This window comes from Lactobacillus acidophilus (assembly GCF_034298135.1).
GTDB classification, from domain to species: domain Bacteria; phylum Bacillota; class Bacilli; order Lactobacillales; family Lactobacillaceae; genus Lactobacillus; species Lactobacillus acidophilus.
Window position 1 is genome coordinate 1,784,756 of the sequence record NZ_CP139575.1, and the last position, 15,226, is coordinate 1,799,981.

15 protein-coding genes are annotated in these 15,226 nt (G+C 36.9%); all 15 read right to left on the bottom strand.

The features are described 5' to 3' along the window. Nucleotides 1–34: 34 nt before the first annotated feature. The gene (locus tag SO785_RS08630) at nt 35–295 is read right to left on the bottom strand and encodes a GlsB/YeaQ/YmgE family stress response membrane protein (protein WP_003549332.1); all 261 of its coding nucleotides are present in this window, start codon (nt 293–295) and stop codon (nt 35–37) included. 51 nt (nt 296–346) lie between these two features. Next, on the bottom strand, nt 347–535 hold the full coding sequence (locus SO785_RS08635; protein WP_003549333.1) for a CsbD family protein: 189 nt from the start codon (nt 533–535) through the stop codon (nt 347–349). A gap of 145 nt (nt 536–680) precedes the next feature. After that, nucleotides 681–1,559, bottom strand: coding sequence for an ROK family protein (locus SO785_RS08640; protein WP_011254003.1), 879 nt, complete (start codon nt 1,557–1,559; stop codon nt 681–683). Between the two features lie 120 nt (nt 1,560–1,679). Next, on the bottom strand, nt 1,680–2,609 hold the full coding sequence (locus SO785_RS08645; protein WP_021873994.1) for a DegV family protein: 930 nt from the start codon (nt 2,607–2,609) through the stop codon (nt 1,680–1,682). A gap of 103 nt (nt 2,610–2,712) precedes the next feature. Next, the gene (gene phnD / locus SO785_RS08650; RefSeq protein ID WP_011254002.1) at nt 2,713–3,654 is read right to left on the bottom strand and encodes a phosphate/phosphite/phosphonate ABC transporter substrate-binding protein; all 942 of its coding nucleotides are present in this window, start codon (nt 3,652–3,654) and stop codon (nt 2,713–2,715) included. Between the two features lie 241 nt (nt 3,655–3,895). Then, a complete protein-coding gene (dnaB, locus tag SO785_RS08655) occupies nt 3,896–5,290 on the bottom strand; it encodes a replicative DNA helicase (protein WP_003549341.1) in 1,395 nt (464 codons plus the stop codon). Nucleotides 5,291–5,315: 25 nt separating this feature from the next. Then, nucleotides 5,316–5,771: a 50S ribosomal protein L9 gene (rplI, locus tag SO785_RS08660; protein WP_003549343.1), complete on the bottom strand. Its 456-nt coding sequence runs from the start codon at nt 5,769–5,771 to the stop codon at nt 5,316–5,318. A 12-nt stretch (nt 5,772–5,783) separates the two neighbouring features. Then, nucleotides 5,784–7,805, bottom strand: coding sequence for a DHH family phosphoesterase (locus tag SO785_RS08665; RefSeq protein ID WP_003549345.1), 2,022 nt, complete (start codon nt 7,803–7,805; stop codon nt 5,784–5,786). A 178-nt stretch (nt 7,806–7,983) separates the two neighbouring features. Further along, entirely contained in the window at nt 7,984–8,220 is a 237-nt protein-coding gene (rpsR, locus tag SO785_RS08670; protein WP_003549366.1) for a 30S ribosomal protein S18, read from the bottom strand. Between the two features lie 28 nt (nt 8,221–8,248). After that, complete coding sequence (gene ssb, locus SO785_RS08675; protein WP_011254001.1) at nt 8,249–8,767, bottom strand: single-stranded DNA-binding protein; 519 nt, start codon at nt 8,765–8,767, stop codon at nt 8,249–8,251. 45 nt (nt 8,768–8,812) lie between these two features. After that, on the bottom strand, nt 8,813–9,109 hold the full coding sequence (gene rpsF, locus SO785_RS08680) for a 30S ribosomal protein S6 (RefSeq protein WP_003549370.1): 297 nt from the start codon (nt 9,107–9,109) through the stop codon (nt 8,813–8,815). A gap of 200 nt (nt 9,110–9,309) precedes the next feature. Beyond that, the gene (gene gyrA / locus SO785_RS08685) at nt 9,310–11,784 is read right to left on the bottom strand and encodes a DNA gyrase subunit A (protein WP_003549372.1); all 2,475 of its coding nucleotides are present in this window, start codon (nt 11,782–11,784) and stop codon (nt 9,310–9,312) included. Nucleotides 11,785–11,794: 10 nt separating this feature from the next. After that, nucleotides 11,795–13,759, bottom strand: a complete 1,965-nt coding sequence (gene gyrB, locus SO785_RS08690; RefSeq protein WP_021873993.1) for a DNA topoisomerase (ATP-hydrolyzing) subunit B — start codon at nt 13,757–13,759, stop codon at nt 11,795–11,797. Next, a complete protein-coding gene (recF, locus tag SO785_RS08695) occupies nt 13,760–14,887 on the bottom strand; it encodes a DNA replication/repair protein RecF (RefSeq protein ID WP_003549377.1) in 1,128 nt (375 codons plus the stop codon). Beyond that, nucleotides 14,887–15,111, bottom strand: a complete 225-nt coding sequence (gene yaaA / locus SO785_RS08700; RefSeq protein WP_003549379.1) for a S4 domain-containing protein YaaA — start codon at nt 15,109–15,111, stop codon at nt 14,887–14,889. Before yaaA ends, recF begins: the two co-directional genes overlap by 1 nt. Nucleotides 15,112–15,226: the final 115 nt, after the last annotated feature.

Consider the following 15,226-nt stretch of genomic DNA (forward strand, 5'->3'; position numbering starts at 1 on the left):
AACGCATGCCCATAGGTATGCGTTTTATTATTTATTATGCATGTTTTCGATTAAACATTCCCGTAACAAACGAGATTGCTAATACCAAGATAACTGCCCCTAGTACCGACGGCACTATTGCCATCCCAGCCATTTGCGGTCCCCAGGAGCCAAAGATTGCTTGGCCTAGCGTTGAGCCAACAAGTCCTGCTATGATATTAGCAAGAAAGCCCATTGAACCACCCCTACCAGTTATGACACCGGCAAGCAGTCCTATTATAGCTCCGACAATTAAAACCCAAATCCAATAAATCATAGGATCACCATATTTCTAACTAAGTTTATATTTTTCCAAGTGATGATTCTATTACCTATCATTTATTTGATGATCAGATTCTATATCATCTTTTACTTCTTTAGCTTTAGCCTTTATTTTACCTTTTGTCTTTTGAGCCTTTCCTTCTGCTTCGCGAGACTTGTCTCCAGTAATTTTACCTTCAACTTCTTTAGCCTTACCAATTATCTTGTCTTTTAAGCCACTATCCATATTACTCATAAGCGGCTCCTTTCATTAATAACGTGATACGTTGTAAAGTTAATACTACGCTGATATACCCTTAATTACGTCAAAAAAGACTCAGCTTATGTCTTTCTTAACATGCTGAGCCTTTTTATTGCTTATTTAAGTAAATCGTGTGTTTTTATTTGAGTAAATTCTTAGCAAGTTCAAAATCACCAAGAGTTGCAGAACCATTGTCTGCAACCGCTGGAGAAACAATTAATTCATCCAAATCAGGTGTAGCAACATAATTGTCATTAAATTCATCAAAGAATTTTCTCACTTTAACAAGATCATCTTCGTTTAGTACTGAACCGCCCACAATCATTACATCTGGACGTGCAGTCATATAAACGTTGTAGAGCATTTGTGCAATGTAGTATGCGGAGTAAGTGAACACTTCATTATCACGTGAAAGCTTTTCACCCGGGATACCAGTTCTGCCCTCAAGACTTGGACCAGCTGCCATACCTTCAACACATGCATCATTATGGAATGGACAAAAACCCTTGTAATCATCACCAGGATAACGACGAACAAGCATGTGACCCATTTCTGGGTGGTTATTCAAGCCAAGTAACTTACCCGCTTGAACGATACCAGCCCCAACACCAGTACCAACAGTTGCATAGAAGTAACTCTTAGAATCATCGCGGCCACGTGCAACATATTCACCATAACAAGATGCATTAACATCAGTAGTCATTACAACTGGAATACCAAGTTCTTTTTCAAAGAAGCCCTTAACATTAGTACCTGACCAGCCTGGCTTTGGTGTATCAAGGATGTAACCATAAGTACGTGACTTAGGGTTGATATCAATTGGACCAAAAGTACCAATGCCTAAAGCATCAACTGGATGCTTTTTAAAGAATTCAGCAGTCTTTTCTAAAGTTTCTTTATTAGTTGTAGTAGGAATTCTGTCGCGGGCAACTTCCTTACCCGTTTCAACGTCTTGAACTGCTACGATAAATTTTGTACCACCGGCTTCAATACTACCGACATATTTCTTTTCTGCCATATTCTCATCCTTTTCTTGTAAAATTTTTTTATCTCCAAATAGTTTTTTGCTCTTAATATTATAAAGAAAAAAGCCCTTATGTGTAAAGGCTTTCATGCATATGTAATTAAATTTATTTACTTACGCCTTATCCACAACTTCCTCAGAATTGATTCCTTCAATTGGCTTGTCATTTTCATCAAAGTAATCATCAAGATCACGGCACCAGATCATTGACATTGTCCCTTGTCCCACATGAACACCAACTATTGGCCCAATAATACTCTCATCGAACTTATATTTAGGGAATTTTGCACTATAGTCTTCAATCCATTCCTTCTTTTTATCAGGAGCCAATGAATCAAAAATCGTACATTGAATTTTATAAGGCATATTCTTAGTTAAGTTATCAAAATCACTTTGAACATGCCTATATGCACGTTTTGTTTGTCTTTCTTTGGCAATGGCTGAAATTTTGCCTTGATCTTGTACATCCATTGATAGAATCGGCTTAATTTTGAATAATGAGCCTACAAAACTCGCTGCATTAGATAAACGACCTGTTCTCTTCAAATGACTCAAATCGTCCACAATAAAGCGCACATCCATCGTTTTTTGCAAGTCAGTTAGATCATGCATGATTAAATCAATGTCGGCCCCTGCTTCAACCAAGCGCCCTGCAAGCATTGCATAGTCTGCTTCACCAGCACAGGTAATCTTACTATCAAATGGATGAACCTTTATCCTCTTTTCATCCTTGGCTATACTTTGAACAGTAGAATAATAGCTGGAAATACCACTAGATAAGGTAATTACGATCACATCAGTATAGCCTTGTTCTATATATTGTTCAATTTTCTTTTGTAAGTCACCAGGTGAAGGCTGAGAAGTTGTAGGCAATTCTTTTTCATTTGCTAATTTCTTATAAAATTCTTCATAGCCAATATTAACCATATCACGATAAGTTTTATTGCCCCAGATAATCGGAATTGGTAAAACGTCGATATGGTATTTTTCTTGTTGATCTTTAGTTAAATAAGCTGAGCTATCAGTTAAAACTGCAATTTTCATATTTTTTCTCCTTTTGATATTACTTATATTTTAACTGATTTTGCATAGCTTTTAGCAAAAAAATAACCTGCTTCAAAAAATACAGGTTATTTAATATTTATTTTTAGTTGTTACTATTGCCACCAGTAGCTTTGTTAACTACCTTTTGGTATTGACGCAAACCATCAAAGTCCGAATCCTTTGCATCTACATAACCGTAGTGGTTATAGATACTTTCAATAATTTGCTTACCTTTCTTAGACTTAGCAATATTCTTGAACGCCTTAGCGAGTTTAACTCTAAATTTCTTAGGCATATCCTTTCTAACTGCAATGGTGTCGTTGGGAATCCACTTAGTGAAGTAGATTGGCACAACATCAGTCATTGCCTTTTTATCGTCCTTAGCTGCAATATTACGTGCATCTGAGAAGACAAATGCGGCATCGACATCGCCGTTCAATACTGAAAGAACTTCTTGGTCATCACCTTTAACATTAACCAACTTACAATCCTTGGTAACATTCAAGCCTTTTTTATAAAGTTCCGCAACTGGGTAAACGTAACCGGATGAAGAACTTGGATCACCAATAGCAATCTTTTTCCCCTTAAGATCCTTCCAAGACTTGATCTTTGAACCTTTTTTAACCACGATCATACCACGGTACTTGTGCATTAAAGTGTGATTCATCTTACCAGATGGTTCATCATAGCCATAACGTTCAGCCTGTAAAAGTACATCAGCAATTCCACGTTTATGAGCAAGAATGTATGAATATGGTGGCATGAAGCCAACATCAACTTTTTTAGATGACATTGCTTCAACTAAGCCACTGTAGTCTGTAGAAACTGTTACATGGACCGGAATGTGTAATTGTTTCTGCAAAAGTGTTCCGAGCGGCTTAGCCTTTGCTTCCATTTTGTTTGCTTGAGTACTTGGCACAAATTCAACATTTAATTCTTTAGGTTCACTTGAAGCAGATGTACTTTTTTTATTATTTGAACATGCTGCAAGTGAAACTGTAGCCAAGATAGCCATAGCACCGACTAATACTTTCTTAAATTTCATAAACCTGAAATCCTCCAAAAATTTACTGATAAGTTTTTATTCATAAATAGGTATATCAAAATGAATCTCACATTTCAATGAAAAACATGAATTATTTTATATTTTTGCTTATGAATAGTACGTGTATATCATTAAAAATCGCTTTAATATCAATATTTTATCAATATTGTTCGTATTATATAAAAATTAGTATACAAAAAAACGCTAAATGCTATCTTTTGTCATAACATTTTAGCGTTTATTAATTCCCATTAGGATCATTATGAGCATAATCCAAATTTGAAAATCTGTTATACGGCTTTGAAAACATCAACTTAACCGTGCCTCGGCTACCTGAACGGTTCTTTTCAATAATTACTTCAACTTCACCGTTATCATCTTCAGGAGCCACTTCAGCATCACTACTGCCATTTTCACCATCTTCTGGTTCATCACGATAATAATCATCACGATACAAGAACGACACAATATCGGCATCCTGCTCAATTGAACCAGATTCACGAATATCTGACAATACGGGACGTTTATCCTGTCGTTGTTCAACTGAACGTGATAACTGTGATAACGCTATAACTGGTACATGAAGCTCCTTAGCCAACTTCTTTAATTGACGGGAAATTGCGGAAACTTCTTGTTGACGTGATTCACTACGCGGCCCTTCAATCAGCTGTAAGTAGTCAATTACGATTAAACCTAAATTTCCCTTCTCTTTGGCCAATCTTCGGGCCTTAGCACGAATTTCACTCATCTTAATACCTGGGGTATCATCGATAAAAATATCCGTTGAAGCAAGTGAACCCGCTGCCACTACCAAATTATGCCATTCATCTTGATCTAATTGTCCAGTTCTAAGGTGCTGCGAATTAATCAATCCTTCTGACGCCAGCATTCTTTGTACAAGCTGTTCACCGCTCATTTCCAAAGAAAACATTGCTACAGATTTATCAGTATGTAAACCCACATATTGTGCAACATTTAATGCAAAAGAAGTTTTACCAACACCAGGACGGGCTGCAATAATAATTAATTCATCATCATGAAACCCCGTTGTCATTTTATCTAATTCATAAAAACCGGTAGGTAAACCTGTGACCATATCACCATCTTCAGGAATATTATTAATTTCATCTATAGTTGAATTAACAATATCCTTAATAGTTCTAAAACCACCAGTATTATTGTCAGATGAAACATTCATGATTTCACTTTCTGCATCATCAAGAATGTTAGTTACATCATCCGACTCATTCATAGCATTAGTAATGATTTTTTGACTGGCGAAAATCAGCTTTCGAAGTAATGCCTTCCTGTGCACAATCTGTGCATAATATGTGACATGCGCTGCCGTTGGTGTAGCAAGCGCTAATTCAGAAACATAGCCAATTCCACCAATATCATCTAATTGGTTTCGTTTATTCAGTTCATCCTGTAAGGTCAGCGGATCAATTGCTTCTTCACGATCTGATAAATCTATCATTGCCTGAAAGACAATTTGGTTAGCCTTTTCATAAAAATCTTCAGGTTGAACTACCGCACTAGCATCCGCTATAGCCTCAGGATCGATAAAAATCGCACCTAAAACAGCTTTTTCAGCACTGGAATCATGCGGAATTTGTTGAGAAACGATATTATCCATCAATCACAACTACTTTTTATAAAAATTAGTCTTGTTCAGTAACGTGAACGCGAACAGTAGCTTCAACGCCCTTAAACAACTTAGCGTGAACGTTTGTGTAACCTAAAGTCTTAATTGGTTCTGGAAGGTTCAACTTACGCTTATCAACCTTAATGCCATATTGCTTTTCCAAACCTTCTACGATTTTCTTGCTTGAAATTGAGCCAAACAAACGTGAATCATTGCCAGCTTTTGACTTAAATTCAACAATAGTATCGTCTTTTTCAAGTTCCGCCTTAATTCTTTCTGCTTCTGCCTTTTCAGCTTCATAGGCAGCCTTTTCATTAGCTTCAACACGTTTTAAGGTATTCATGTTACCTTTAGTAGCTTCTTTAGCTAAACCGCGCTTAATCAAATAATTTTGTGCATAACCATCTGGAACATCCTTAACTTGTCCACGCTTGCCACGACCTCTAACATCTTGTGTAAAAATAACTTTCATATTTGTTCTCCTTTAATCATTTTCTTCTTCATACTCGTCGATTGCCTTAAGCAATTCTTGACGTGCCTCTTCAATAGTAACATCTTTAATCTGCGTTGCTGCATTAGAAAGATGCCCGCCCCCACCTAATTTTTCCATAATTAATTGGACGTTAATTTTTCCCATTGAACGAGCAGAGATACCAATAGTGTCATTACTGCGTCGAGTAATTGCAAAACTTGCACCTACATTTTCCAAATCAAGTGCAGTATCAGCAGCCTGAGCAGTGATGATCGGATCAATTACCTTATCATCTGGGCCACAAAGAACTGCGATATGTGGTTTTACCATCTTGAGTGTTGATACTAAATGAGTTTTTTCAAGGAAACTGTCAATATCTTCTTTCAACAGCATACTTACCACTGCTGAATCTGCTCCAATTGAGCGCAAATAACTTGCAGCATCAAAAGTTCTCGTGCCCGTTCTGAGTGAGAATTCTTTTGAATCCACAACGATTCCGGCAAGCATTGCCGTAGCTTCCAAATCAGTCAAAACACGCTTACCATTTGCCGGTTGTTGGTATTCAATCATTTCGGTAACTAATTCACAGGCCGAAGAAGCATATGGTTCAACATAAGTAAGCATTGGGTTCTCAGGAAATTCTTCTCCTCGTCTATGGTGATCAATCACAATTATTCTATTTTTCAATCGATCATACAAAGCCTGAGAATATGTAATTGAATACTTGGAATGATCAACCATTACCAGCATTGACTTATCAGTAACTTCTGCCAGAGCAATTTCAGGACTAATAAAAATATCTTTATCCTGATTTTTCTGTTGCATTCGAGTTACTAAACGGCCAACATCGTAATTAGTTTTATTAGTATCAAGTACAAAATTAGCTTTAACTCCATGCAATCGTGCTAATTTTACAACACCAATCCCACTACCAACTGAATCCATATCAGGACGTTGATGTCCTACAACAAATACACGATCGGCATCTTTAAATAATTCACTAATCGCCTGAGAAACCATTCTAGCTCTAACTCTAGTTCTTTTTTCCATTGGATTAGATTTACCACCATAAAAGCGGGCATCTTTTCCAGGTTGACGCAAAACAACTTGATCTCCGCCTCGACCTAAAGCCAAGTCCAAATTAGATTGAGCCTGATTGGCAATTTCAGATAATGAATCACTGCCAAAAGCAACCCCCATCGATAAAGTAAGTGGAGTATTATTTCTACTAGTTTCTTGTCTCACTTTATCCAAAACAGAGAATTTATCTTTTTCCATTTCTGTTAAATCGTGTAGATGGACTAAGAGCAAAAAATGATCCTCATCAATTCTCTTTAAATATGCTTTGAATTTCTTAGCATAATCACTTAATGTATTTTGTACATATGAACTCATGCTAGTTAATTCTTGGTCATGCATTGTTTCACTCAGCTCATCGTAGTTATCGATAAAAATTTGACCTATTGCTAATTGCTCGGCTTTATATTTATCTTCGATTTTGGCATAACGCGTAATATCTAATAAATAAATTACACCTAAATCATCTTGAACAACCATTTCAAAGCGATGTCCATCCCAATTAACAATGTGATTTTCTGAAGTTTTGGCTTCAATTGCTTCATTAAGTAAATTGTTTAAATCTGGATCAACCGATTCAATTGTGTGTCCTATTAGATCAGTATCTTTTAGATACAGTTGAAGATATGGATTAACCCATTGAATCTGATGATCCGAATCATAAAGCAAAATACCTAATGGCATTTTAATCATTGCTTCCTGTTCACTACGTTTTATCCGATAAGACAAATTAACCGCAAAGTTAGTTGTATTACCGGCCAAAATGTAAGTTCCATAAATGGCAAATGCGACAGTCAAAATAAAAATCAAAACCATCGCCAGACCAAATAATGGATTCATAATCATCGCAATTATGCTTCCAAGTAAAGAAAGCGAAAGAATGATTATCACGGAAGCCGTTAATCGTGAATCCTTGATAAATTCAGGTAATTCAAGCTTACGTAAAAAATCCTTCATGAAGATCCTTCCTACTTTAAGGTAAAATACATCATGGTCAATTATACCTTATTAAGTACATGGATTAAAAAGGTATAGAACCAAAAAATAAAATCCAAATATCTACTACGATATCTGGATTTAACCATAGAAAAAGGTCAGGGGAAAAGCCCTGACCTCTATTTTTTATTCGATCTTATTAATCTTCAGCAACGAATGGCAATAAGCCCATGATACGAGCTCTCTTAATTGCATTAGCTACTTTACGTTGGTTCTTAGCACTAGTGCCAGTAACACGACGTGGTAAAATCTTACCTCTTTCTGAGATAAAACGTTTCAACAGATCTACATCTTTGTAGTCAACGTAATCGATGTGGTTAGCTGCAATGTAGTCAACCTTACGACGACGACGGCCACCTCTTCTTTGTTGAGCCATGTTCTAGAATCCTTTCTTAAAGTTATTTTTAGAATGGAAGATCATCATCAGAAATATCAATAGTATCACCTGATCCAGCAAATGGATCTTGTGAAGAACTTTGATTGTTATTAATCTGTGGATTATTTTGTGATCCACCATTATTTTGGAAATTATTAGCAGGTTGATTGTTAATATTTCCATTATTTGGTGTATATCCACCACTTTGACCGCGGGCTTCACGATCCTTACGTGATTCAAGTAATGAGAAGTTATCAACAACAACTTCAGTTACATATACTCGTTGCCCATCTTTATTGTCATAGCTTCTGGTTTGAATACGGCCATCAATACCAACTAATGAACCTTTTGAAGTAAAGTTACAGAAGTTTTCCGCAGCCTTTCTCCAGATTACACAGCTGATAAAGTCTGCGCCTCTCTCACCCTGACTATTTGTAAATTGACGGTCAACAGCAAGAGTAAACGTAGCTACCGAAATTCCACTTCCAGTAGTACGCAATTCAGGATCACGTGTTAATCGGCCAACAAGTACAACTCTATTAATCATACCTTTGTCCATCCTTTCCTAAATCACGAAAACAATAAATTAAAATTACTTGTCTAACTTAACGGTCATTGAACGCAAGATAGCGTTGTCGATCTTTGACAAACGGCTAAATTCGTTAACTGCGTCAGCGTTGTCAGCAGTGAAAGTCATAATGTGGTAAGTACCTTCACGATACTTATCAATTTCATATGCGAAACGACGCTTGCCCCAGTCTTTGGATTCTACCATAGTACCACCGTTATCAGCGATAACCTTGTCGTAGTTTTCTACGAGAGCCTTCTTGTTATCTTCATCGATATCAGGCTTGATAATGTAAGTTACTTCGTACTTTGTAGTTGCCATGACTATTGCACCTCCTCTTGGACTATATGGTTCTTGCTAAAATCAAGAACAAGGAGTAATTGAAATATTACTCGCAATTTCTAATTCTAGCATATAAATAAAAAATTACCAAACAGTTTTCACGTGATCCTAACAGTTTTTTACTGTTCATTATTTATTACGCAAAAACGTTCGATAATTTTCTAAAAATTATTTTTTAATTATTTTTCAGAATCTTCGTCACCAATTTCATCCTGTTCTGCTTCAGTTGGAACAATTGTTAAGCTGGCTACACGGCTATCGTCATTAACTTTGATTAAACGAACACCGATAGTACTGCGGCTAGTTTGAGATACATCGGCAGTCTTGAAACGAATCATAATACCATCAGTAGTAATAACCATGATATCTTCATCACTATCAAGAACGATTACACCAGCAAGTGGGCCGTTCTTTTCGGTAATATTTGCTGTCTTAATACCCTTACCACCACGGCCTTTAACTGGATATTCTGACGCAGGTGTCCTCTTACCATACCCTTTTTCAGAGATTACCAAGACTTGATCATTTGCACCTAATACACCAGAGCCAACAACATAATCTTCTGGACGAAGGTTAATACCACGAACACCAGCAGCAGTTCTACCCATAGCACGAACGTCGCTTTCATTAAACGTTACTGCATAGCCTAAGTGGGTACCGATTAAAATATTTTGATTGCCGTCAGTAGTTAAAACATTGCTTAATTCATCGCCATCACGCAAAGTAAGAGCAATTAATCCGCTATTTCTAATATTAGCAAATTCACTGACGTGAGTACGCTTAACCGTTCCCATCTTAGTAACGAAGAACAAGTAATTATCGTCTGCACCTTCAGGAATATTAACTACGGCTTGAACCTTTTCACCCTTTTCAAGTTGAAGTAGGTTTACAATTGGTAACCCTTTAGCCATTCTACCGTATTCAGGAATTTCGTAAGCCTTCTTTGAGTAAACTTTACCTGCATTAGTAAAGAACAAAAGCATATCATGAGTACTTGAGTAGATTAAGTGTTCAATAAAGTCACCATCTTGGACACCCATTCCTTTGATACCTTTACCACCACGATTTTGAGTTTTAAATTCTTGAATTGGCATTCTCTTAATGTAGCCGTTATGCGTTACAGTTAAAAGAATATTTTGCTTTTCAATCAAATCTTCATCTTCAATTGAAACAACTTCACTTGCGCCAATTTCAGTTCTACGTTCATCCCCAAAACGTTTTTGAATATCTAAAAGTTCATCGTAGATAATCTGATCGATTCTTTCAGGCTTGGCCAAGATATCTTTGTAATCAGCTATTTTAGCTTGTAATTCCTGGTACTCGGCTTCAACTTTATCACGTTCCAAACCAGTTAATCGAACTAAACGCATGTCCAAAATGGCTTGTGATTGTTTATCATCAAGACCAAAGCGACTAATCAAAGTTGCCTTAGCAATATCACTTGAATGGCTGCTACGGATAATATGAACAATTTCATCAATATTATCCAAAGCAATTCTCAAACCTTCAAGGATATGCGCTCTTGCTTCAGCTTTAGCTAATTCGAATTTAGTTCTACGAGTTACAACATCTTCTTGGTGATCTAAGTAGTATTGAAGCATTTGCTTTAAAGTTAAATAGTGTGGAGCACCATCAACAATAGCCACCATGTTCATACCAAAGTTAGCTTGCATTTGTGTTTGCTTAAACAAATTATTTAAAACAACACTTGCACTTGCATCCCTGCGGATATCAATCGTGATTCTCATACCAGTTTGATCTGATTCATCACGAACCCCAGTAATTCCATCAATTACCTTTTCACGTGCTAAATCTGCAATCTTCTTAACTAATTCAGCTTTATTAACCATGAATGGAATTTCACTAACGATAATTCTTTCACGGCCGCTCTTTTCAGTCTCAATATTAGTCTTAGCACGAACTACAATATTACCCTTGCCACTCTCATAGGCACGATAAATTCCGCCACGCCCCATGATAATTCCGCCAGTAGGAAAATCTGGACCTGGTATTTCCTTCATCAAATCCTTAGTTGTAGCATCTGGATTCCTCATCAACATATGAAGTCCACTAATTACTTCACTCAAGTTATGTGGTGGGATATTAGTAGTCATACCAACAGCGATCCCATTTGCACCATTAACTAGCAAATTAGGGATTCTAGCTGGCAAAACAACTGGTTCGCTTTCAGTATCATCATAGTTTCTTTGCCAGTCAATTGTGTTTTTGTTAATATCACGAAGCATTTCAACAGCAATTTTACTCATTCTTGCTTCGGTATAACGCATTGCGGCTGGTTCATCACCATCGACAGAACCAAAGTTACCGTGTCCATCAACTAACATATAACGATATGAAAAGTCTTGTGCCATGTGAGCCATAGCTAAATAAATTGATGAGTCACCGTGTGGGTGGAATTTACCCATAACTTCCCCAACAATTCTGGCACTCTTCTTGTAAGGCTTATCTGGAGTAACACCTAATTCGCTCATTCCGTATAGAATACGACGCTGTACTGGCTTTAATCCATCACGAACGTCAGGCAACGCACGAGCCACAATAACTGACATCGCATAATCCAAGAAAGAACTACGCATCATGCCAGTTAGATCGACATTTCTAATTCTATGATCTTGAGTTTGATTCTCGTCCATCTAATACCTCCTATGCATCCAAGTTTTCAACATATTTTGCGTTCTTTTGGATAAAGTCACGTCTTGGTGCAACTTCATTACCCATGAGAAGTTCAAAGACTTCATCTGCATCCTTAGCATATTCAGGGCTTACTCGATCTAAACGTCTATTTTCTGGATTCATTGTAGTTTCCCAAAGCTGTTCTGGGTCCATTTCACCTAACCCCTTGTAACGTTGAACTACCGGCTTAGGACTTGGTTGTAAACTACCTAAGTAATCATGTAATTCTTCGTCAGTATCAAGGTATTTAATGACCTTACCTTGACGCACTTGATACAGAGGTGGACGAGCAATGTAAACATATCCCTTATCAATCATTGGACGCATGTAATTGTAGAAAAGCGTCAAAAGAAGTGTTCTAATGTGGGCACCATCGACATCGGCATCAGTCATAATAATCAGCTTATGATAACGTGCTTTTGAAACATCAAAGTCTGCACCAAATCCCGTGCCTAAAGCCGTAAATAAGGATCTAATTTCTTGGTTAGCTAAAATTCGATCCATTGAAGCTTTTTCCACATTCAAAATTTTACCTCTAATCGGTAAGATAGCTTGAGCCAAACGAGATCTACCTTGCTTAGCAGATCCACCGGCTGAATTACCTTCGACTATGAATAACTCTGAGATACTTGGGTCATTACTTGTATTGTCAGCAAGTTTTCCTGGCAAATTAGCAATTTCCAAACCTGATTTCTTACGTGTAACTTCACGTGCACGCTTAGCAGCACTACGAGCACGTTCAGCAAGTTGACCTTTTTCCACAATCTTACGCCCAATTGATGGATTTTCCATCAAGAAGCGACTAAAGGTTTCAGAAAATGACTTATCAACTGCAGTTCTCGCATCTGAATTACCTAACTTAGTCTTAGTTTGACCTTCAAACTGTGGACTAGGGTGTTTTACTGAAACAACAGCAGTCATTCCTTCACGGATATCTTCACCTGAAAGATTGTCATCCTTGTCTTTAAGAATTTTAGCCTTGTGTGCATAATCATTAACTACACGTGTTAAAGCTGTCTTAAATCCAGCTTCGTGCATCCCACCTTCATAAGTATGGATATTGTTAGCAAAGGTCATTAATGTGGTCTTGTATCCATTTGTATATTGCAAAGCCACTTCAACGTCAATTCCGTTATAAGTACTTTCAACATAAATTGGTTCATCAAATAATACTTCTTGGCCTTCATTTAAAAAGGCTACATACTCTTTAATACCGCCTTCAAATTTATACACATCAGTTTCAGCAGTTTCTTTACGCTTATCTGTAAAAGTTAACTCCAAGCCTTTGTTTAAGAAAGCTAATTCACGTATTCTATTCTTTAAAATTTTGTCATCAAAAGTGGTTGTTTCGGTAAAGATATCTGGATCTGGATAAAAGTGAACGATTGTTCCATGTTGATCAAGCGGCACCGTACCAACTTGTTTCATTTCATCTTTAACGCGACCGTGATCAAAATCAATAAAGTACTTTTTACCATCACGCATAACAGTAACATCAAGCTTTGTGGATAATGCGTTAACAACCGATGCACCAACCCCGTGCAACCCACCTGAAACTTTATATCCGCCACCGCCGAATTTACCACCAGCGTGGAGCACAGTAAATACAGTTTCAAGAGCTGGACGACCAGTCTTTTCTTGGATATCCACAGGAATTCCACGACCATCATCTTGAACAGTCACACTGCCATCTTCATTGATAGTAATTTCAATCTTAGTGGCAAATCCAGCGAGACGTTCATCGATACTGTTATCAATGACTTCCCACACTAAGTGGTGCAATCCTTGAGAACTGGTCGAACCGATATACATTCCTGGCCGCTTACGAACAGCTTCAAGGCCGCCTAAAACTTGAATTTGACTGGCGTTGTATTTGTCGGCTTCTTTTTCATATTCTTTAATCTTATCAAGATTTTCTTTTGAATTATCAGCCATTTAATTCTCCTTCTCCAAACTAATCGTACCTGATTGAATGTGGTATACACGTGGCTTTTTTATTATGTCCCAGGAAATTCCTTCTAAATCCGTTGTAGTAATAAAAGTTTGTGTTTTCCCGTGAATATAATTGAGTAACGCACTTTGCCGCCCATGATCCAATTCACTCATAACATCATCTAAAAGCAGTAGTGGATATTCATCTGTTAGTTGGTGAACCAATTGAATCTCTGCTAGTTTTATGCTTAAAGCAATTGAGCGTTGCTGTCCTTGCGAAGCATACAAATGGGCATTTTTTCCATCAAGTTTAAATTCAATATCATCACGATGCGGACCGGAAGTAGTGGTGCCCTTACGAATCTCGCTAGCCTTATTCCGATTAAAACTATTTAGAATCTTTTGATAAATTTCCTCAGTAGTATCATCGGCCGTAATATCTGATACGGATGGATGATAAGCAATCGACAGTTTTTCGCTGCCCAGACTTATGTGAGTATAGGCATCACTAGCATAATGACTTAAGTATGTTAAAAACTTAAACCTACGATAAATCAATTCTGCCGCAATCCCAGCTAACTGATCAGAAAGAACGTCCAAAAAAACTTGGTCTTTCGCCTTTCCTTTAGCCAACTGTTTTAAATAATTATTTTTTTGAATTAAAACTTGGCGATATTTACTAGCAAAATATAAATATTCTGCATTTATTTGACCAAATTCTTGATCCATAAATCTTCTACGTAAGGACGGTGCACCTTTAATTAACTCCAAATCTTCGGGAGAAAATAGAATGGCATTAAGCTGTCCTACATATTTCGATAATTTTGCCTGTTCTATTCGATTTATCCACACCTTTTTTCCTTTTTTTGTGATTAAAACGCGTAGATTTAAAGTCACTTGACTCTTTTGCACATGTCCAGCTAAATTTGTGTATTCTCCATCAAAACCAATTAAATCACGATCACTGCTTGTTCTGTGTGAACGCGTTAATGCTAAAAAATAAATGGCTTCCAGTAAATTAGTTTTTCCTTGTGCATTTTTACCAATAAAAATATTGACGTTAGGATCGAAATCCACGTCAAGTTTCTTTAAGTTACGAAAATTTTGAACAGTTAAATGATCAAGATACATTAATCTTCCTGCCGAAATTCATATTCTTGTCCATCAACCAATAAGTGATCACCAACGTGCAGTTTTTTTCCTCTTCGATTTTCCAATTCCCCATTTAAGGTCACAGGATTATCTTGGAGATAAAACTTTGCCTGACCACCTGATGAAATAATGCTTTCTTCTTTAAGAAATTGTCCTAAAGTTATGTACTCGCCATCAATTGTAAAATACTTGATAATACTCACCCTCAATGCTCTTTTTACCTATATAATTATATTAGTTTTCAAGCTAAATAACAAACTTAAAACGCTGTTTAACGCGTTTTAAGCGTTTTTTTAAAAATCAAACTAATTACACACT

Bases quoted from the DNA above. Each gene is read 5' to 3' on its own strand.
- SO785_RS08630 (WP_003549332.1), bottom strand. From the start codon at position 295: ATGATTTATTGGATTTGGGTTTTAATTGTCGGAGCTATAATAGGACTG.
- SO785_RS08635 (WP_003549333.1), bottom strand. From the start codon at position 535: ATGAGTAATATGGATAGTGGCTTAAAAGACAAGATAATTGGTAAGGCT.
- SO785_RS08640 (WP_011254003.1), bottom strand. From the start codon at position 1,559: ATGGCAGAAAAGAAATATGTCGGTAGTATTGAAGCCGGTGGTACAAAA.
- SO785_RS08645 (WP_021873994.1), bottom strand. From the start codon at position 2,609: ATGAAAATTGCAGTTTTAACTGATAGCTCAGCTTATTTAACTAAAGAT.
- phnD (WP_011254002.1), bottom strand. From the start codon at position 3,654: ATGAAATTTAAGAAAGTATTAGTCGGTGCTATGGCTATCTTGGCTACA.
- dnaB (WP_003549341.1), bottom strand. From the start codon at position 5,290: ATGGATAATATCGTTTCTCAACAAATTCCGCATGATTCCAGTGCTGAA.
- rplI (WP_003549343.1), bottom strand. From the start codon at position 5,771: ATGAAAGTTATTTTTACACAAGATGTTAGAGGTCGTGGCAAGCGTGGA.
- SO785_RS08665 (WP_003549345.1), bottom strand. From the start codon at position 7,805: ATGAAGGATTTTTTACGTAAGCTTGAATTACCTGAATTTATCAAGGAT.
- rpsR (WP_003549366.1), bottom strand. From the start codon at position 8,220: ATGGCTCAACAAAGAAGAGGTGGCCGTCGTCGTCGTAAGGTTGACTAC.
- ssb (WP_011254001.1), bottom strand. From the start codon at position 8,767: ATGATTAATAGAGTTGTACTTGTTGGCCGATTAACACGTGATCCTGAA.
- rpsF (WP_003549370.1), bottom strand. From the start codon at position 9,109: ATGGCAACTACAAAGTACGAAGTAACTTACATTATCAAGCCTGATATC.
- gyrA (WP_003549372.1), bottom strand. From the start codon at position 11,784: ATGGACGAGAATCAAACTCAAGATCATAGAATTAGAAATGTCGATCTA.
- gyrB (WP_021873993.1), bottom strand. From the start codon at position 13,759: ATGGCTGATAATTCAAAAGAAAATCTTGATAAGATTAAAGAATATGAA.
- recF (WP_003549377.1), bottom strand. From the start codon at position 14,887: ATGTATCTTGATCATTTAACTGTTCAAAATTTTCGTAACTTAAAGAAA.